Genomic DNA, 17855 nt, shown 5'->3' on the forward strand with positions numbered 1-17855 from the left:
TTTGACAGAAATATCGATAACCAAGAACACCATGAGCCATACCGCCCTTCCCTCTTACCCGCTCACGATCTACTTCGACGCCAGCTGCGCAATCTGCTCGGCCGAAATGGGCAGCCTCAAGGCGCGCGACGCGGCAGCCCGGCTGCAACTGGTCGACTGCTCGCCAGCGGCGTTCAGGAGCGGTCCGGCCCCGCGCGATGCGCTGATGGCGGCCATCCACGTATCGGACGCCGAAGGCCGCGTCTTCGTCGGCGTACCGGCGATCCGCATCTGCCGCACGGCGGTCGGCCTGTCCAGCGGCAGCTTCCTGCTCGACCTGCCTCTGTTCGCGCCGCTGGCCGACCGTGCCTATGCGCTGCTGGCGCGCAACCGCTATCGCATTCCGCGCTGGCTGGCCGCAAGGCTGGCGGGGCGCGTCGCGCCCTCCTGCGACGACGGCAACTGCCGCCTCTGAGAACCGACGAACAACCATCTGAGGGAATCGCCATGTCCACTGTTTTTCGGCCCGACCTCCGCACGCCCCACGACACGACCCTGCGTATGCCGGCGAGCCACGCAAGCGCGCCCATCACGGCCGAGGACACGCAGGATTACTTCACCGAAGTCGCAGTCGACTACAGCGCCTGGAGCCCCAGCTACAACATGCACTTCGGCTTCTGGCGCGCGGGCCTGAACCCGCTGCGGCGCGAAGGCATGCTGGTGGAAATGAACCGCGTGGTCGGCCGCGCGCTGCAACTCGGCCACACCCGGCCCGGCAGCGCGGCGCAACGCCGCTGCGTGATCGACATGGGCTGCGGCGCCGGCGCCACCGCGCGCACGCTGGTCGGCGACGACCCTTCGCTGTATGCCATCACCGTGACCAATGTTGCCGTGCAGAACCGCATCGCCGCGAAGCTCGACGCCGCCGCCGGCGTGGCCGACCGCATGGCGCATCCCGAAGCCGACTACACCCGCACCGGCCTGCCCGCCGCACAGGCCGATGGCGCGTGGGCCATCGAGAGCGCCTGCTATGCCGACGGCACCAGCAAGGCCGACTTCATCCGCGAAGCCGCGCGGTTGCTGAAGCCAGGCGCGCGCCTGGCGGTGGTCGACGGTTTCCTGCTTCGCCGCAGCCCCGGTCGCCTCGCGGGCTGGCTGCACCGCCTGTGGGCCGACAGCTGGGCCGTGCCCACGCTGGCCGTGCGCGAAGACTTCATCGCTGCACTGCATGAGCACGGCTTCGACGACGTGGAAGTGAAGTCGCTGCGCTGGCGCGTCGCGCCCAGCGCGCTGCACATCCCGGTGCTGGCCACCCGCTTCACGCTGGCCGAACTCTGGAAGGCGCGCGGCAGGCTCAGCCCATGGCGGCGCAAGCACATCGTGGCCAGCTACTGCGCATTGGCGCTGGGCATGTTCTGGCGCGACTTCGACTACTGCATGGTCACCGCGAGGCGCCGCGTCGACTGAGCGCAACACGAATACAAACAGACAGAGGAGAAGAGGCTTTTCATGCAAAACGATTCCGAAGAAAGCAGGTTCGCCGGGCTGGCCCCCGTCGAACCGCAGCCCGCGATGAGCGAAGAAGCACAGCCCAAGCCTGTTCGCGGCATGCCCTTCGGCTGGTTCTGGCCGATGGCAATCGGCGCCGCGGTAGCGCTCGTGCTGCGCCTGCTCTTCAGCAGCGCCCCCGGCAAGCCCTACTCGGCCATGCTGGCTTCCTTCGTCTATTTCGTGCCCGCGGTGTGCGGCGCGGTCACGGTGTACATGGCCGAGCGCATCGAGCGCCGCAGCTGGGGCTACTACATCTGGGCGCCGTGGGTGGCGACTTCGCTCTTCGTTGGCGGCACGCTGCTGGTGTTCATCGAGGGCCTGATCTGCGCCATCGTCATCGTTCCGCTGTTCGCCACCATGGGCAGCGTCGGCGGGCTGGCGATGGGCATCGTGTGCCGCGTCACCAACTGGCCGAAGCAGGCCATCTACAGCTTCGCGGTGCTGCCGCTCGTTCTCGGCGCCATCGAGCCGCAGCTGCCGAACCCGGACCAGTTCTCGAACACCTCGCGCACGCTCTTCATCGCCGCGCCGGCCGAGCGCGTGTGGCACGAGCTCAACGCCGCGCGCAACATCCGCCCCAGCGAGGTCGGCGACGCGTGGGCCTACCGTATCGGCGTGCCGATGCCGGTGTCGGGCGTGACCGTCGACACGCCCGAGGGCCGCGTGCGCCAGGTACAGTGGCAGAAGAACGTGCACTTCGAAGAGATCGTCACCGAGTGGCAGCCCAACCGCCTGCTGAAGTGGCGCTTCCGCTTCACGCCCGACTCCTTTCCCGCCGGGGCGCTCGACGACCACGTCATGATCGGCGGCCAGTACTTCGACCTGCGCGACGCCACCTACACGCTGACCCCGCGCGACGGCGGCACCGATCTGAGCGTTGCCGTGTCATGGCGCCTGAGCACCCGCTTCAACTGGTATGCGGACCGGGTCATGCAGCTGCTGCTCGGCGACGCCTCGGAGAACATCCTGCGCTTCTACAAGGCGCGCAGCGAAGCGACCGCGACGGCGGCCGGGTGATGAAGGCACTTGTCTTCCGGCAAGCGCTCGCCGACCTGTCTCGCTACCGCGAGCGTTTTTACCTGGGCCCACGGTTAGGGCCACAATGAACGCACCATGCCGCGCCGCCCCGAAAACCTCTACGCCCAGTACCACGCCCACCTCTACTTCGCACCCGATACGGTGGCGCAGGCGCGCGCCCTCTGCGAGCGCGCGGGCCACGAGCTGATGGTGGTGGTCGGCCGCGTGCACGAGCGGCTGGTGGGGCCGCATCCGCACTGGAGCTGCCAGCTCGCCTTCGACGCCGCCGAGTTCGACCAGGTCATCGGCTGGCTCGAAGCCAACCGCGACGGGCTCGACGTGTTTGTGCACGGCGTGACGGGCGACGACCTTGCCGACCACACGGCGCATGCCATGTGGCTCGGCGAAGAAAGCGCACTCGACCTGCGGATGTTCCGGCACTAGAACGCCGCGCCGGCTAGCGCCGCACCCTGCCCCCCTTGCTCACGCGCCGCACTATCGCCTCGCCAGCCTGCGGCAACCGCTCGCGCAGGAACGCGATCAGCTCCTGCGCCACCACGTTGCGCATCGGCCCCGGCAGGTAGGCCAGCACCACGCGGCGCTCGACGCTTGGCTTCAGCAGCGGCACCACGGCCAGTTCGGGGTCGCGCAGCGACGAGGTGTACAGGCGCGGCATCAGCCCCAGCGCCTGTCCGCTGCGCACCAGCGCATAGAGCGTCTCGGAATAGCTCACGCGGTACGGCTCCGCTCCCTGCGCGAACTGCGCGCGCGCCGGGTTGCCGAGCGCCGGCATGCTGCCGCTCTCGAACAGCACCAGTCGCTCGCGGCCGATGGCCTCCCAGTTCGCGCCGCCGGCCGCGGCCAGTGCATGGTCGCGCCGCACCACCAGCACCAGCGGGTCGCGGAACAGGTCGATGCAGGTCAAGCCGCCCGGCGGCTCGGTGATCGCGGCCACCGCCATGTCGATCTGGCCGCTGCGCAGTTCGGCCAGCAGCGTGTTCGATGGCGCGTCGCGCCAGGCCAGTTCAACCGCACGCTCGCCGCCACTCTTCAGGAATTCGCTGGCCGCCGCTGCCACGCGCGCGCTGGCCGAGGGAATCACACCGATGCGCACGAAGGCACGGCCGCGCTGCACCGTGCTCTCGATGTCGCGCAGCGCCACCTCGAAGGTGTTGACTAAAAAGTCGGTGCGCGCCAGCACTTCGGCGCCCACGGGCGTGAGTTCGAGCCGGTGGGTGGAACGCGTCAGCAGTTCGGCGCCGAGCAGCTTTTCCATCTGCTTGATGGCATTGCTCAAAGCCGGCTGCGTGATGGCCAGCCTGCGGGCCGCGCGGCCGAACTGGCCTTCTTCCACCAGCACCGAGAAGAACTGCAGCTGGCGCAGCGTGAGCGCACGCAGGGGCAAGGCGGCCATGGGCACTTCCGGTTATTGATTCAGCGAATCAAATTATAGAAATTCAAAATTTTCCTTATGAGGCTGCCGTTACTAGACTGGTCCGCATGACCAGCCCCACCCCTGCCCCGCTCACGCTGGAATCGATGCTCCGCGCCATCCCCAAGGCCGAGCTTCATTGCCACCTGTTCGGCACGGTGCGCCACGAAACCTTCAAGCAGCTCAACCAGCGCGCGGGCTCGCCGCTGGCGGCCGACGAGATCGAGGGCTTCTACACGCGCGGCGAAAAACCGGTCGGCGTGCTGCGCGTGCTGCGCGCGCTCGACGCCCAGCTGGTGCGCAGCGCCGGCGACCTCTACCAGCTCACGCTCGAATACCTGCAGGACGCGGCCACCCACAACGTGCGCTACGCCGAGTTCTTCTGGAACCCGACCGGCACGGTGCACGCCTCGGGCATTGCCTACCCTCTCGCACAAGGCGCCATCGTGCGCGCCATCCACGATGCGCAGCAGGAGTTCGGCATCGTCGGCCGCCTCATCGCCGCCATCGATCGCGAAGCCAGCCCCGAGGCCGCCGTGGAGATGGTCGAATGGGTCAAGGCGCACCGCTGCGAGGAGGTGATCGGCATCGGCATCGACTACCGCGAGGTCGACCGCCCGCCGGAGCTCTTCACGCAGGCCTATGCCAATGCGAAGAAAGCCGGCCTCAAGACCACCGCGCACGCGGGCGAGTTCGGCATGCCCTGGACCAACGTGCGCACCGCGCTCGACGTGCTGCAGGTCGACCGCATCGACCACGGCTACACGGTGGTCGACCAGCCCGACTTTGCGCGCCAGTGCGCCGAGCGCGGCGTGATTTTTACCGTGGTGCCCACCAACTCGTACTACCTGCGCACGCTGGCACCCGAGCGCTGGGCGCTGGACCATCCGATTCGCCGCATGCCCGGCCTGGGCCTGCGCATCCACCCCAACACCGACGACCCGACGCTGCACAAGGTCACACCCACGCAAGCCTGGCTGATGATGGTGCGCGACTTCGGCTTCGGCCTGGACGACCTGCGCTGCTTCATGCACAACGGCCTCGACGGCGCGTGGATCGACGACACGCAGCGCCGCGCATGGCGCACGCAGTGGAGCAATGAATTCGATTCGCTGCGCGCCCGCCTCGACACAGAACCCACTCCCTCCACCCACGGATGACCCACGCCATGAATACGTCCCGCCGCCTGCTTCTTGCCGCCGCACTCTGCGCGGCGCTCCCCACCGTGGCACTCGCGCAGGCATGGCCGAGCGCCAAGCCCATCACGCTGATCGTTCCCTACACAGCCGGCGGCAGCGTGGACGTCAATGCGCGGCTCGTGGCCCAGCGCCTCGGCGAGCGGCTCAAGCAGTCTGTCGTCATCGAGAACGTGAGCGGCGCGGGCGGCGCCATCGGCGTGGCCAAGGCGGTGAACGCCACGCCCGACGGCTACACGCTGGTGGTCGGGCCCGATAGCGCCATCGCCATCGGCAAGCTGGTGAACCCCTCGGCCTTCCGCTTCGATCCGCTGAAAGACCTGGCGCCGGTCGGCCTGCTCAACACCGCGCCGATGGTGCTGGTGGCGCGCCCCGGCCTCGAGGCCCAGACCTTCGGCGACTTCGTGAAGCTCGCGAAGGCCAGGCCCGGCAAGTTCAACTACGCCACCTCGGGCGTGGGCACCGTGCTGCAGCTCGCCATGGAACTGCTGAAGGAGCGCAGCGGTATCTTCGTCACGCACGTGCCCTACCGTGGCGGCGCGCAGATTGCCACCGACGTGATCGGCGACCAGGTCGACCTGGCCATGCTGGTCAGCACCAGCGCCATCCCGCACGTGAACGGCAAGCGCCTGAAGGCGCTCGGCATTACCAGCAGCAAGCGGCTGGCCGCGCTGCCCAACGTGCCGACCTTCGACGAGATGCCCGGCCTGAAGGGCTTCGACATGGTGAGCTGGACCGGCATCTTCGCGCCCGCCAAGACGCCGCCGGCCGTGGTCGCGCAGATCAATCACGAGCTCAACGCGGTGCTGCAGGAGGAAGGGGTACGCTCCAAGCTCATGGAGCAAGGCGCGCTGCCGGGCAGCGGCACGCCGGAATCGTTCTCGAAGTTCGTGCAGGCCGAATACACGCGCAATCAGAAGATCGTGCAGACCGCCAACATCAAGGAATAGGCTCGCCGCCGAAGCGGCGGGAAGCGCGCGAAGCCTGGGGGAGTTACTGTTCCTCTGGCCAGTCGCGGATGTAGGCCTTGAGCATCTTGTTCTCGAAGTTCTGGCTGTCCACCACGGCCTTGGCCACGTCGTAGAAGCTGATCACGCCCATCAGCATGCGCTTGTCCATCACGGGCATGTAGCGCGCGTGGCGCTCCAGCATGATGCGGCGGATTTCGTCGAGGTCGGTTTCCAGGGTGCAGGTGACCGGCGCGTCGTCCATGGCCTTGCGCACGAGCGTGGTGCCGACCTGGCCGCCGTTCTTGACGACGGTAACGATCACTTCGCGAAAGGTGAGCATGCCGACGAGGTCGCCGTGTTCCATGACCACCAGCGAACCGATGTCCTTTTCTGCCATGGTGTTGGCGGCTTCTGCCAGCAGGTCGTCTGGCGTGATGGTGAAGAGCGTATTGCCCTTGACGCGAAGGATGTCGCTGACTTTCATCGTTTGCTCCTCTCGGACTTCTATCTCGGCGGCGTGCCGATTTGAATATAGCCCACAATCGACGCCGACCTGAGCGCCCATGTCGCGGACGCATGAATTGCAGACGTAACGGGGCATTGCCAGGAGACAACGCTCAGCCACAGAAAGGCCCTCATGCCCGGTTATTCAGACCCCGGTTTCGACACCCTCGCGCTGCACGCCGGCGCCGCGCCCGACCCCACGACCGGCGCGCGGGCGGTGCCGATCCACCTGACCACCTCCTTCGTCTTCGAGTCGAGCGACCATGCGGCCGCGCTGTTCAACCTGGAGCGCGCGGGCCACGTCTACTCGCGCATCAGCAACCCGACCAACGCGGTGCTGGAGCAGCGCGTGTCGGCGCTCGAGGGCGGCATCGGCGCCATCGCCACCGCCAGCGGGCAGGCGGCGCTGCACCTGTCGGTGGCCACGCTGATGGGCGCCGGCTCGCACATCGTGGCCAGCACGGCGCTGTACGGCGGCTCGCAGAACCTGCTGCACTACACGATGCGCCGCTTCGGCATCGAGACCACCTTCGTGAAGCCCGGCGACCTCGACGGCTGGCGCGCCGCGGTACGGCCCGAAACCAAGCTGTTCTTCGGCGAGACCGTGGGCAACCCGGGCCTGGACGTGCTCGACATCCCGGCCGTGAGCGACATCGCCCACGAAGCCGGCGTGCCGCTGCTGGTCGACTCCACCCTGACCTCGCCCTACCTGATCAAGCCCTTCGACTGGGGCGCCGACCTGGTCTATCACTCGGCGACCAAGTTTCTTTCGGGCCACGGCACGGTGATTGGCGGTGTGGTGGTCGATGGCGGCAGCTTCGACTGGGAAAAGTCCGGCAAATTCGCCGAGCTGACGCAGGCCTACGACGGCTTCCACAACATGGTGTTCAGCGAGGAAAGCACCGTCGGCGCCTTCCTGCTGCGCGCGCGCCGAGAAGGTCTTCGCGACTTCGGCGCCTCGATGAGCCCGCACACGGCCTGGCTCATATTGCAGGGCATCGAGACGCTGCCGTTGCGTATGGAGCGCCACATCGACAACGCGCAGAAGGTGGTCGAATTTCTCGCCAGCCATCCTTTCGTGTCGCGCGTGGGACATCCGCTGATCGAATCGCACCCGAGCCATGCGCTCGCGCAGAAGCTGCTGCGCCACGGCGCGAAGGGCGCAGGCGCAGTGTTCAGCTTCGACATCAAGGGCAGCCGCGCGCAGGGCAAGGCCTTCATCGAGGCGCTGAAACTCTTCAGCCACCTGGCCAACGTGGGCGACTGCCGCAGCCTGGTAATCCACCCGGCGAGCACCACGCACTTCCGCATGACCGACGAGGCGCTGGCGGGGGCGGGCATCTCGCAGGGGACGATCCGGCTGTCGATCGGGCTGGAAGACCCGGCTGACCTGATCGACGACCTGAAGCGTGCACTCAAGGCTGCGGAAAAGGCAGGGGGTTGAAATGGAACGCTGCGTTTCGATGCGGTGCGGTTCGGGGGGCGATCACGCCGACGGGGTGCCTTGCTCCGCGAATGTCCCCCGCTTCGCTCCTCCTTTATTTCGCTGCGCAAGGCACCCCGCCGTCGTGATCGTTCAGAGCACCGCAGCGAAATAAAGGAGGAGCGAAGCGGGGGACATTCGCGGAGGGGAGCACCCGGTGGCCTGTGCACGCGCCCCGAAAACGGGCGCTCCAAAAACCCAACACCCGGCGGAAAACTGAAATGAACTACACCGTCAACGGCCACACAAGCTACTGCTACACCGGCGGCAAGCCCTTCGATGCAGGCAAGCCCACCGTCGTCTTCATCCACGGCGTGCTCAACGACCACAGCGTGTGGATCCTGCAGAGCCGCTGGTTCGCCAATCACGGCTGGAACGTGTTCGCGGTCGACCTGCCCGGCCATTGCAAGAGCGAAGGCCCGCCGCCCGCGAGCGTCGAGGACGCTGCGCAATTCGTCATCGCGCTGCTCGACGCGGCCGGCGTGCAAAAGGCCGCGCTCGTCGGCCACAGCTTCGGCTCGCTGATCGCGCTCGAAACGGCTTCGCGTGTGCCCGAACGGATCACGCACCTCGCGATGGTCGGCACCGCCTACCCGATGGTGGTATCGCCCGCGCTGCTCGACGGCGCGCTGAACGACCCGCAACGCGCCATCGCGATGGTCAACACCTTCTCGCACTCGCTGCTCGCACCCCCGCCCTCCTCGCTCGGCCCCGGCACCTGGCTCTACGGCAGCTCGCGCGCGCTGATGCGCCGCGTGCTCGCGAGCAACCGCGAGGCGAACGTGTTCCACGTCGGCTTCAAGGCGTGCAACGACTACGCCAACGGCGAGGCCGCGATGGAGAAAGTGCAGTGCCCCGTGCTGTTCCTGCTCGGCGACGCCGACCAGATGACGCCGCCGCGCGCCACCAAGGCGCTGGTCGGCAAGGCCCGCAACGCCAAGGCGGTGACGGTGCACGCCGGCCACTCGCTGATGAGCGAGGCGCCCGACGCGGTGCTGTTCGCGCTGCGCGACTTCGTAAGCGCCTGAGCGCCTACTCCGCCACGATCCCCGCCCGGTGGGCGAGCGCGCGGTAGCGCGAGATCTCGCCTTCCATCTGCGCGCGGAACGCCGCCGCGCCGATGGCCACCGGCTCCATGCCTTGCGCTCGCAGCTGCGCCTGCAGCGCCGCGTTGCCCATGGTGGCGGTGACGGCGCGGGCGAGCTTGTCGATCACCGGCGCCGGGGTGCGCGCAGGCGCGGCAAAGCCGTACCAGGCGTCGAAGGTGGCGTCGGGCAGGCCCTGCTCGGCCAGCGTGCGCACCTCGGGCAGCATGCTGGAGCGCGTGGCGCCCACGATGCCCAGCGCGCGCAGCTTGCCCGAACGCACGTGCGGCGCCACGGCGGCCACGGTGTCGATGCCGATCTCGATCTCTCCGCCGATCACCGCCATCGACCCCTGGCTGCTGCCCTTGTAAGGAATGTCCTGGAGCTGGATGCCGGCGGCCAGCGCCAGCAGCTCGCCCGCCAGGTGCGGGCCCGAACCCGCGCCGAAGGTGGCGTAGCGGATGCTCTTCGGCTTTGCCTTGGCTGCGGCGATGAGTTCGGGCACCGAATGCCACGGCGTGCCCTTGCCCACCACCAGCACCAGCGGCGTGCGCGCCACGATGGCGATGGGCGCGAGATCGCGCACCGGGTCGTACGGAAGCTTCGCGCGCAGGGCCGGGTTCACGCTGTAGCTGGTCGAGCCCGAGAGCAGCAGCGTGTAGCCGTCGGGCGCGGCCTTGGCCACGGCGTCGGTGCCGATGATGGTGGACGCGCCGGGCTTGTTGTCGACCACGACGGGCTGGCCCAAGTGCTCCGACAAGGTCTGCCCCATCGCCCGCGCCACGAGGTCGGTGCCGCCGCCCGGCGGGAAGGGCACGACCAGCTTGACGGGACGCTCGGGCCAGTTGTCCTGCGCGAACGTGGGCGCGTGGATGCCGAGAAGGGTCGAGCCGCAGAGCAGCAGGGCGAAGGTGCGGCGGGAGGCGGTGAATTTCATGTTCGTGGCGTGTCAGGAGATGGAAGAAGCGGTCGGCGAGATCTGTCCTGCGGCCCACGGCGCGAGCCCCGGCTCGCCGAGGTCCCAGTAGAGGCCGGCCATGATCTGCAGGCCTTCGCGCGCCAGTGGCGCGAGCAGGTGCTCGTTGGGCGCGTGCTGCGCGCAGGCCGGATACGAGTGCGGCACCCACAGCGTGGGCAGGCCCAGCAGGTCGGCGAACACGTCGTTGGGCAGCGAGCCCGCGAGGTTGGGCAACAGGTCCAGGCGCCGGCCGCTGCTCCTTTCGATGGACTGGCGCGCCCAGCCCACCCACGGGTTCTCGACATCGAGCCGCGTGGCCGCACCGGTCAGCGTGATCTGCACTTCGACTTGGCCAAAGCCGTGTGCATCGAGGTGCGCGCGCACGATCTGCTGCAGGTCCTGCCACGGCGTACCGACCACGAAGCGCAGCTGGCAATGCGCCACGGCCTCCGAGGGAATCGCGTTGACCGGCCGCGTCGCGGAGCCCGCACCGAGTGCCAGCACCTCGATGGTGTTCCAGGCCACCAGCCGCTCGGCCGGGCTCAGGCCGGGCTCGCCCCAGCCTTCGTCCACCGCGGGGTCGTCGGCACCGCCGCCGATGGCGATGTCGGCCAGCGCATCGCGCACGGCCTGCGTCACGGGCGGCGGGCGCAGCGCCTCGACCAGGATGCGGCCGCGCGCATCCACCAGCGAGGCCACGGCGTGGCTGAGCACCGTGCCCGGGTTGACCAGCACACCGCCCCAGTTGCCCGAGTGGTAGCCGCGAGGCCGGGCGCGCAGCCGCAGGCTGAAGTTGACCGCGCCACGCGAGCCGAGGAACAGCGTGGGGCGCTGCGCGCTCACGCGTGGGCCGTCGCTGGCGATGAACAGGTCGGCGCGCAGCTTGTCGCGCTCCTGCGCGCACACCGCATGCAGGCCGGGCGAGGCGGCCTCTTCGCCCATCTCGACCAGCCACGTCACGTTGTAGCCCAGGCGCCCGCCGCGTGCCTCGAGCGCAGCCGCAAGGCCGCCGAGATTGATGCTGTGCTGACCCTTGTTGTCGGCCGTGCCGCGGCCGTACCAGCGCTCGCCGCGCACCGTGAGCGCCCATGGCGCCAGGCCTTCTTCCCATTGCGCGTCCTGCCCGCTGACCACGTCGCCGTGGCCGTAGGTCATCACCGTGGGCAGGGCCGGGTCCTCGATGCGACGCGCGATGAGGAAGGGCCCGCCACCGGGCACCGGATTGGCGATCACCTCGCAGGCGAAGCCCAGCGCCGCGAGCGGCGGCACCAGCTCCTCGCGCAGGTAAGCCTCCAGGGCGGGCGTGGCGGCGCCGGTGTCGCTTTCGGTGCGGAAGGCGATGCGGCGCTGGAGGTCGGCGAAGAAGCCGCCTGCGTCGAAGTAGGCGGCGGCAGCGGCCAGGCTGTCTCTGCGTTGCATGAAGGGTTTCCTTGTCTGTCCATCGGGTGCCGCAAGTACAAGGCCTGCGGCCCGGTGCTTCCAGCATCGTTTTGGCAAGCTACCATTGCCTTGAAGGCAACACCCCGGCCGCCATGACAACGCTCCCCCTCCTCAGCATTCCGATGCGCCACTTCCTCGAAGTGGCGCGCAGCGGCTCGGTCAACCAGGCCGCGGCGCGGCTGTTCGTCGCGTCGTCGGCGGTGAGCCGGCAGATCGCCAAGCTCGAAGACAGCCTGGGCACGCCGCTGTTCGAACGGCATGCGCGCGGCATGGCACTGACCGCCGCCGGCGAGCGGCTGGCGGCGCACCTGCGCAATGCGCAGCTCGACATCGAGCAGGTCGTCGAACAGGTGCGCGACCTGGGCGGGCAAGGCGCGCGGCGCATCCGCATGGCCTGCACGGAAGGCTTCGCGGGGCACTTCATGCCGCTGGTGATGCGCAGCTTCGAAACGGCACACCCGGGGTGCCAGCTCGAACTGCACGTGGGCTCGCCCGACGGCGTGAGCGCGCTGCTGGCGCGCGGCGAGACCGACATCGCGCTCAAGTACGTGGTGGCGCCGGAGCCGGGCCTGAAGATCGAGCACTCGGCCACCGCGCCCGTGTATGCCGTGCTGCGGCCCGACCATCCGCTGGCGCGCCAGCGCGTGGTGTCGGTGGCCGATGCGGTGCGCTACCCGCTGGCCGTTGGCGACAAGGGCGTGACCGCGCGCCAGTTGTTCGACCAGGCCTGCAGCCTGCAGGGGCTGCAGTACCACGCGATCTTCGTGAGCAATTTCTCGTCGGTGCTGCTGCCGCTGCTGCGTACGCCCGACGTGATGCTGTCGGGCCATCTCACGGTGATGCACCTGATCGACGCGGGCGCCGTGGTGGCCCGGCCCTTCGCGGAAGCGCCGCTGCAGCAGCGGCAATTGCAGGTGCTGGCGCTCGAAGGCCGCACGCTGCCACCGCTGGCGCAGGACTTCGTCGAACACCTGGTAGGCGCGATCACCAGCGCGGGCCGGCGCAAGCTCGGCCGCGCGCGGGCCGCCACCTGAAGAAGAAGCTCAGCCGAGCGCGTTGATGTCCGCCGGGTCGAGCAGCGCCTTCGGTGCGCCGTTGCGCGCCACGGCCAGCATCGCGCGGCCGACCTTCTCGGTGGTCGTCACCCGGTTCGGCCACAGGCGATAGGCCAGTTCCAGCACGGGCTTGAGCACGAAGATGGCGGCATCGTAGAGCGGCGTCTTCGAGCGCACGCCATGCATCGGCTGGATCATGCCGGGGCGGAACATGTAGGCCGCCTTGAACGGCAGGCGCAGCAGGGCGTTCTCGGTCGCGCCCTTCACGCGTGCCCACATGCTGCTGCCGCGCTCGCTGCTGTCGGTGCCGGCGCCCGTCACGTAGGTGAAGGTCATGCCCGGGTTGAGCCGCGCGAGCACGGTGGCGGCGGCCAGCGTCAGGTCGTAGGTGATGCGCTTGTACTCGGGCTCCTTCATGCCGACCGACGAAACGCCGAGGCAGAAGAAGCAGGCATCGAAGCCCTGAAGCTGCGGCTCGATGGCGGCGTAGTCGTACATGTCCTTGTGGACCAGGTCGCGCAGCTTCGCGTGCTGCTGCCCCGTGGGGTTGCGGCCGATGGCGACGACGCTCTCGACATCGGGCGCGAGCAGGCACTCGCGCAGCACGCCCTGCCCCACCATGCCGGTGGCGCCAAAAATCAGGATCTTCATGAGAGTTCCGGTCAGACCGCGAAGACGGCCGGCTTCTTGTTCAGCACCGCCAGCAGCAGGTCGACGTCGAGGCTCGATGGCTTCGGCGGCTGCAGCGCGGAGAGCATGCGCGACAACGTCTCGGCATGCGGCAGCAGCGGGCCGAGAAAGCGCGTGCCGTCGGCACCCGCGACCAGCAGGGTCGGGAAGGTCTCGACGTCGAAGGCATCGGCGATGTCGGCGTGGTCCTCGATGTCGACCCAGGCGAAGCGGAACTGCGGGTGCGCGCGCGCCACCTGTTCGAGCAGCGGCCGGTAGTCGCGGCAGGTGCCGCACCATTCGGCGCACAGGCACACGACCCACGGCGCATCGCTGGCCGGCTCGGCGGATTCGGGGGTGCTTGGAAGGGCGCTCAAGGCTGATGCGTCGGTGGTGTGATCGGAAGGCCGGGGTGGTACGTCCGGGTGGTCGTGGCTATTATGGACAAAGCCCTCATCCACGGGACTCGCCGGGGTTCGGGGCACAGGAGAGTCGCATGACGAACACCTCGGCTGCCACCGGATCTGCCGTCGATCCGCGCCAATTCAAGAGCTTTGCGGAGTTCTATCCGTTCTACCTGACCGAACACGCCAACCTCACCTGCCGGCGGCTGCACTTCGCGGGCTCGACCTTGTCGCTGCTGTGCCTGGTGGCACTGGTGGTCACGCTCAACCCGCTGTGGCTGCTGGCCGGGCTGGTGGCGGGCTACGGCTTCGCCTGGGTCGGGCACTTCGGGTTCGAGAAGAACAAGCCGGCCTCGTTCAAGCGGCCGCTCTATTCCTTCATGGGCGACTGGGCCATGTACCGGGACATCTGGCTGGGTCGAGTCAAGATTTAGCCAGCGGCCACTAAATCAACAGCACGTCGCCCAGCCTCAGCGAACGCAGCGGACCTTTCTGCCAGAGGTCTTCGAGCGGCTCGGCCTGCGGCATCAGCAGTTCCTTGAGCAGCGGCTCGATGGGCGTCGAGGGGTCCGCGAGCAGCACGTAGCGCGGGTCTTCGTTGGCGGGTTCTTCGGCGAGCGGCGCGATCCAGTCGAGCGCCACCAGCGTTTCGAGCACCGGCGCCAGTTGCAGCGCATCGACCCGCATGCGCGTGACCAGCTCGCTCGCACCCATGCCCTTGGCCGGCAGGGCCTGCGCGCGCGCAAGGTGCTGCAGCGTTTCCATGGCCAGCTGCATCGGCCAGCCCGCGGCGCCGCCGCGCCGCGCCACGCCGACGAGCAGGCTCGGCAGGTAGGCCGCGATGACGGCGCCGAGCAGCACGATCACCCAGGCCACGTAGATCCAAACGAGCAGGATCGGCACCGTGGCGAAGGCGCCGTACAGCACCGAATAGGTCGGCACCAGGCTCAGGTAGTAGCCCAGCACGCGCTTGGCGATCTCGATGGCGGCCGCCACGAAGATGCCGCCGGCCCATGCATGCGACCAGCGCACGTTGGTGTTGGGCACGTAGTGGTACAGCGAGGCCATGCCGACCGCCAGCAGCATGAATTCGAAGGTGTCGAAGAACAGCTTGACCATGCCGCGCCCCACCACGCCGCTGGTGGCCGAGACCACGTACGAGGTGGTCGACAGGCTCACCGCGAGGATGATCGGCCCCAGCGTGATGGCCGCCCAGTAGATGAGCACCCGCTGCGCGAACGGCCGCGGCGAGCGCACGCGCCAGATGCTGTTGAGCGTCTTGTCGATGGTGAGGATCAGCGCGATGGCGGTGATCAGCAGCACGACCAGGCCCGCGATGCCCAGCCCGCCGGCCTTGCTCGAGAACTGGTTCAGGTAGCCCAGCACCTGCCGCGCGATGTTGTCGGGAATCAGGCTCTCGATGAGCCAGCGCTGCAGCCGCCCCTGCATCTTCGCGAACATCGGGAACACGGTGAACAGCGCCAGCGCCACCGTGAAGAACGGCACCATCGCGATGGTGGTGGTGAAAGTGAGGCTGCTGGCCGTGAGGCCGAGCCGGTCTTCGCGGAAGCGCTCGCCCAGCACCGCTGCGGTGTTGCCCCACGGAAAGCGAGAAAGATCCCTCCAAAGCTGCCTGCGATTCATGGCGGCTATCATAAGAACCAAACTCTCCCCCAGTCTCCGCGCACTTCGTGTCGCTGCGCCACCCCCTCGCCGGGGGCAACACCGGCGGCCCGGCGAAGCCGGTTCCGCGGTGTTCCGCTCATGCAAACCAACTCGCCGCTCCCGCCCTCCTCCGTTCGCGCCACCCGCTGGGCCGCCGTGGGCAGCCTCGTCGGCCTCATCGTGCTGGGCCTCGCATGGGAGCTGTGGCTGGCGCCGCTGCGTCCGGGCGGCTCGCTGCTGGCGCTGAAGGTGCTGCCGCTCGTCATTCCGCTCGCGGGCCTGTGGAAGAACCGCATGTACACCTACCGCTGGGTCAGCCTGATGGTCTGGCTCTATTTCACCGAGGGCGTGGTGCGCGCCTGGAGCGACATCAACGGCGTGGGGCAAGTGCTCGCGCTGGTCGAGGTGCTGCTGTGCCTCGTGCTCTTCGCGGCCTGCGCCTGGCACGTGCGGCTGCGCTTGCGCCACGCCAAAGCTGCCGCTGCCCGTCCACTGGAGACCTCCGCCCAATGACCACTGCCACGTCCCTCATCGAGCAACTGCGCGCCATCGTCGGCGCCTCCCACGTGCTGAACGAGGGCGACCTCACCGCCTACGAGCAGGACTGGCGCAAGCGCGCGCGCGGCAAGTCGCTGGCCGTGGTGCGGCCGGCCAATGCACAGCAGGTGGCCGACGTGGTGAAGGCCTGCGCCGCGGCCGGCACGGCCGTCATTCCGCAGGGCGGCAACACCGGCCTCGCGGTCGGTTCCATTCCGGATGAAAGCGGCACGCAGGTGGTGCTGAGCCTGCAGCGGCTGAACGCCATTCGCACCGTCGACGGCGCCAACCTCACGATGACCGTCGAGGCCGGCTGCATCCTGCAGACGCTGCAGGAAACCGCCGAGAAGCAGGGCTATCTGTTCCCGCTGAGCCTTGCGGCCGAGGGCAGCTGCACCATCGGCGGCAACCTCGCGACCAACGCAGGCGGCACGCAGGTGGTTCGCTACGGCAACACGCGCGAGCTGTGCCTGGGCCTCGAAGTGGTCACGCCGCAGGGCGAGATCTGGGAAGGCACGAGCGGCCTGCGCAAGGACAACACCGGCTACGACCTGCGCGACCTCTTCATCGGCAGCGAAGGCACCCTCGGCATCATCACGGCCGCCACCATGAAGCTCTACCCGCTGCCGGCCGCGCAGCTCACGGCCTGGGCCGCGGTGCCTTCGCTCGACCACGCGGTCACCTTGCTGGGCCTCGCGCACAAGCACCTGGGCTCGGGCCTCACGGGCTTCGAGGTGATGGGCAAGTTTGCGCTGAGCCTGGTCGACAAGCACATGCCGCAGCTGCGCGTGCCGTTCATCAAGGACGATGCCGTGCCCTACTGCGTGCTGCTCGAAAACTCCGACAGCGAATCCGAGGACCACGCACGCGCGCGCTTCGAGGCGCTGCTCGAAACCGCCTTCGAAGACGGCTGCGTGACCGACGCGGTAGTGGCCGAGAACCTCACGCAGGCGCACCAGCTCTGGCACATCCGCGAGAGCATTCCGCTGGCACAGGCCGAGGAAGGCCTGAACATCAAGCACGACATTTCCATTCCCGTGTCGCGCATTCCCGCGTTCGTGGCGGAGACCGACGCGCTGCTGGCGCGCGAGATCGCCGGCGTGCGGCTGGTGAACTTCGGCCACTTGGGCGACGGCAACCTGCACTACAACGTGCAGGCGCCGGAGAACATCGACACCAAGGCCTTCCTGAAGAACGAGGAAGAGCGCATCAACACGCTGGTGTACGACGCGGTCGAGAAGTTCGGCGGCTCGTTCTCGGCCGAGCATGGCGTGGGCTCGCTCAAGGTCGACAAGCTGGAAAAGCACAAGTCGCCGGTGGCGCTGGAGATGATGCGGGCGATCAAGCGCGGGCTCGATCCGAAGAACATCCTGAATCCGGGGCGGGTGATCCGGGTCTAGCCTGGTCGGCCGTGGGCTGGGCACTTCTTCAAGGGCGAGGCAATTCGATGAAAGTCGGGGTGCGCCTGCTCTTGAGCGTGCTGGCGTGGTTCCTCACGATGCCGGCGATATTCGTGGCCGTCGGGTCACTGGACCAGCGCAAGTTCCGGTTGATCACCGACAACATCGTCCCGATCATCGCGGCGATTCTGTTGACTGGGGCGATCTGGATCTACTGGCGCTTCGTTCCGCGCGCCCCCCGGATCGGGTGGCGGATCGGCTACCTGACCGTGTTTCTGGCAGGTATGTGCCTGCTGGGAACAGGCGCGATGTGGGTTTCTTTCTGGATCATGATGGCGATCCACGGCGCCTAGCGCGCTTCGCCCTGAGCGCCGACTCGGTGATACACTCAATAAGAATAATTCTTATTAACTCCCTCCCCCGGGATCACCGAAGCGCAGTACCGGCACCGCCAGTTCGTCGTTCCTTGCAGGAGGCGGCGATCTTGCGGGCATGACCAGCGGCCGGTTCCGGGGCCATTGTCGATGCTT

Annotated in this window: 20 protein-coding genes; 13 read left to right on the forward strand and 7 right to left on the reverse strand. The window is 68.2% G+C overall.

Annotated elements, in window-relative coordinates; all coding sequences use genetic code 11:
• The first annotated feature begins 31 nt into the window (after positions 1 to 31).
• From ASC92_RS24385 to ASC92_RS24400, 4 genes are all read left to right on the forward strand, one after another.
• The gene (locus tag ASC92_RS24385; RefSeq protein ID WP_056520885.1) at positions 32 to 454 is read left to right on the forward strand and encodes a thiol-disulfide oxidoreductase DCC family protein; all 423 of its coding nucleotides are present in this window, start codon (positions 32 to 34) and stop codon (positions 452 to 454) included.
• A gap of 32 nt (positions 455 to 486) precedes the next feature.
• Entirely contained in the window at positions 487 to 1446 is a 960-nt protein-coding gene (locus ASC92_RS24390) for an SAM-dependent methyltransferase (protein ID WP_056520887.1), read from the forward strand.
• Positions 1447 to 1488: 42 nt separating this feature from the next.
• The gene (locus ASC92_RS24395) at positions 1489 to 2547 is read left to right on the forward strand and encodes a polyketide cyclase (RefSeq protein ID WP_056520888.1); all 1059 of its coding nucleotides are present in this window, start codon (positions 1489 to 1491) and stop codon (positions 2545 to 2547) included.
• Between the two features lie 96 nt (positions 2548 to 2643).
• Positions 2644 to 2991: a DOPA 4,5-dioxygenase family protein gene (locus tag ASC92_RS24400; protein ID WP_056520890.1), complete on the forward strand. Its 348-nt coding sequence runs from the start codon at positions 2644 to 2646 to the stop codon at positions 2989 to 2991.
• Positions 2992 to 3004: 13 nt separating this feature from the next.
• Here ASC92_RS24400 and ASC92_RS24405 read toward each other — a convergent pair whose 3' ends face one another.
• A complete protein-coding gene (locus ASC92_RS24405; protein WP_056520892.1) occupies positions 3005 to 3961 on the reverse strand; it encodes a LysR family transcriptional regulator in 957 nt (318 codons plus the stop codon).
• A gap of 86 nt (positions 3962 to 4047) precedes the next feature.
• Here ASC92_RS24405 and ASC92_RS24410 point away from each other — a divergent pair, with 86 nt between their 5' ends.
• Together ASC92_RS24410 and ASC92_RS24415 are read left to right on the forward strand one after the other, a co-directional pair.
• A complete protein-coding gene (locus tag ASC92_RS24410) occupies positions 4048 to 5139 on the forward strand; it encodes an adenosine deaminase family protein (protein ID WP_200936027.1) in 1092 nt (363 codons plus the stop codon).
• Positions 5140 to 5147: 8 nt separating this feature from the next.
• A complete protein-coding gene (locus ASC92_RS24415; protein WP_235505983.1) occupies positions 5148 to 6125 on the forward strand; it encodes a Bug family tripartite tricarboxylate transporter substrate binding protein in 978 nt (325 codons plus the stop codon).
• A gap of 43 nt (positions 6126 to 6168) precedes the next feature.
• On the opposite strand, the gene ASC92_RS24420 is transcribed toward ASC92_RS24415, so the two are convergent.
• A complete protein-coding gene (locus ASC92_RS24420; protein ID WP_056520898.1) occupies positions 6169 to 6609 on the reverse strand; it encodes a CBS domain-containing protein in 441 nt (146 codons plus the stop codon).
• 153 nt (positions 6610 to 6762) lie between these two features.
• On the opposite strand from ASC92_RS24420, the gene ASC92_RS24425 reads away from it, so the two are divergent.
• Together ASC92_RS24425 and ASC92_RS24430 are read left to right on the forward strand one after the other, a co-directional pair.
• The gene (locus ASC92_RS24425) at positions 6763 to 8073 is read left to right on the forward strand and encodes an O-acetylhomoserine aminocarboxypropyltransferase (RefSeq protein WP_056520900.1); all 1311 of its coding nucleotides are present in this window, start codon (positions 6763 to 6765) and stop codon (positions 8071 to 8073) included.
• Positions 8074 to 8333: 260 nt separating this feature from the next.
• Positions 8334 to 9140 (forward strand): alpha/beta fold hydrolase, encoded by an 807-nt coding sequence (locus tag ASC92_RS24430; protein ID WP_056520902.1) that lies wholly within the window; start codon positions 8334 to 8336, stop codon positions 9138 to 9140.
• A 4-nt stretch (positions 9141 to 9144) separates the two neighbouring features.
• Here ASC92_RS24430 and ASC92_RS24435 read toward each other — a convergent pair whose 3' ends face one another.
• Together ASC92_RS24435 and ASC92_RS24440 are read right to left on the reverse strand one after the other, a co-directional pair.
• On the reverse strand, positions 9145 to 10134 hold the full coding sequence (locus tag ASC92_RS24435) for a Bug family tripartite tricarboxylate transporter substrate binding protein (RefSeq protein ID WP_056520904.1): 990 nt from the start codon (positions 10132 to 10134) through the stop codon (positions 9145 to 9147).
• A 12-nt stretch (positions 10135 to 10146) separates the two neighbouring features.
• Positions 10147 to 11574: a M20 family metallopeptidase gene (locus ASC92_RS24440; protein ID WP_056520906.1), complete on the reverse strand. Its 1428-nt coding sequence runs from the start codon at positions 11572 to 11574 to the stop codon at positions 10147 to 10149.
• A 113-nt stretch (positions 11575 to 11687) separates the two neighbouring features.
• On the opposite strand from ASC92_RS24440, the gene ASC92_RS24445 reads away from it, so the two are divergent.
• Positions 11688 to 12629, forward strand: coding sequence for a LysR family transcriptional regulator (locus tag ASC92_RS24445; protein ID WP_056520908.1), 942 nt, complete (start codon positions 11688 to 11690; stop codon positions 12627 to 12629).
• Positions 12630 to 12638: 9 nt separating this feature from the next.
• Here ASC92_RS24445 and ASC92_RS24450 read toward each other — a convergent pair whose 3' ends face one another.
• Both ASC92_RS24450 and ASC92_RS24455 read right to left on the reverse strand, forming a co-directional pair.
• A complete protein-coding gene (locus ASC92_RS24450) occupies positions 12639 to 13301 on the reverse strand; it encodes an NmrA family NAD(P)-binding protein (RefSeq protein WP_056520910.1) in 663 nt (220 codons plus the stop codon).
• Positions 13302 to 13312: 11 nt separating this feature from the next.
• A complete protein-coding gene (locus ASC92_RS24455; protein WP_056520912.1) occupies positions 13313 to 13696 on the reverse strand; it encodes a thioredoxin family protein in 384 nt (127 codons plus the stop codon).
• A gap of 119 nt (positions 13697 to 13815) precedes the next feature.
• Between ASC92_RS24455 and ASC92_RS24460 the strand changes: the two genes are divergently transcribed.
• Complete coding sequence (locus ASC92_RS24460) at positions 13816 to 14157, forward strand: Mpo1-like protein (RefSeq protein WP_056520914.1); 342 nt, start codon at positions 13816 to 13818, stop codon at positions 14155 to 14157.
• 10 nt (positions 14158 to 14167) lie between these two features.
• Here the strand turns inward: ASC92_RS24460 and ASC92_RS24465 are convergent, their stop codons facing one another.
• Positions 14168 to 15379: a YihY family inner membrane protein gene (locus tag ASC92_RS24465; protein WP_056520916.1), complete on the reverse strand. Its 1212-nt coding sequence runs from the start codon at positions 15377 to 15379 to the stop codon at positions 14168 to 14170.
• A gap of 108 nt (positions 15380 to 15487) precedes the next feature.
• On the opposite strand from ASC92_RS24465, the gene ASC92_RS24470 reads away from it, so the two are divergent.
• The 3 genes from ASC92_RS24470 to ASC92_RS24480 are packed head-to-tail and all read left to right on the forward strand — an operon-like array spanning position 15488 to position 17678.
• On the forward strand, positions 15488 to 15901 hold the full coding sequence (locus tag ASC92_RS24470; protein WP_056520918.1) for a DUF2069 domain-containing protein: 414 nt from the start codon (positions 15488 to 15490) through the stop codon (positions 15899 to 15901).
• Entirely contained in the window at positions 15898 to 17325 is a 1428-nt protein-coding gene (locus ASC92_RS24475; protein WP_056520921.1) for an FAD-binding oxidoreductase, read from the forward strand. The genes ASC92_RS24470 and ASC92_RS24475 overlap by 4 nt, the downstream gene beginning before the upstream one ends.
• Positions 17326 to 17372: 47 nt before the next feature.
• Entirely contained in the window at positions 17373 to 17678 is a 306-nt protein-coding gene (locus ASC92_RS24480; protein WP_056520924.1) for a hypothetical protein, read from the forward strand.
• The last annotated feature ends 177 nt before the right edge of the window (positions 17679 to 17855 follow it).

The sequence above is a fragment of the Variovorax sp. Root411 genome (assembly GCF_001425205.1).
Classification (GTDB): domain Bacteria; phylum Pseudomonadota; class Gammaproteobacteria; order Burkholderiales; family Burkholderiaceae_C; genus Variovorax.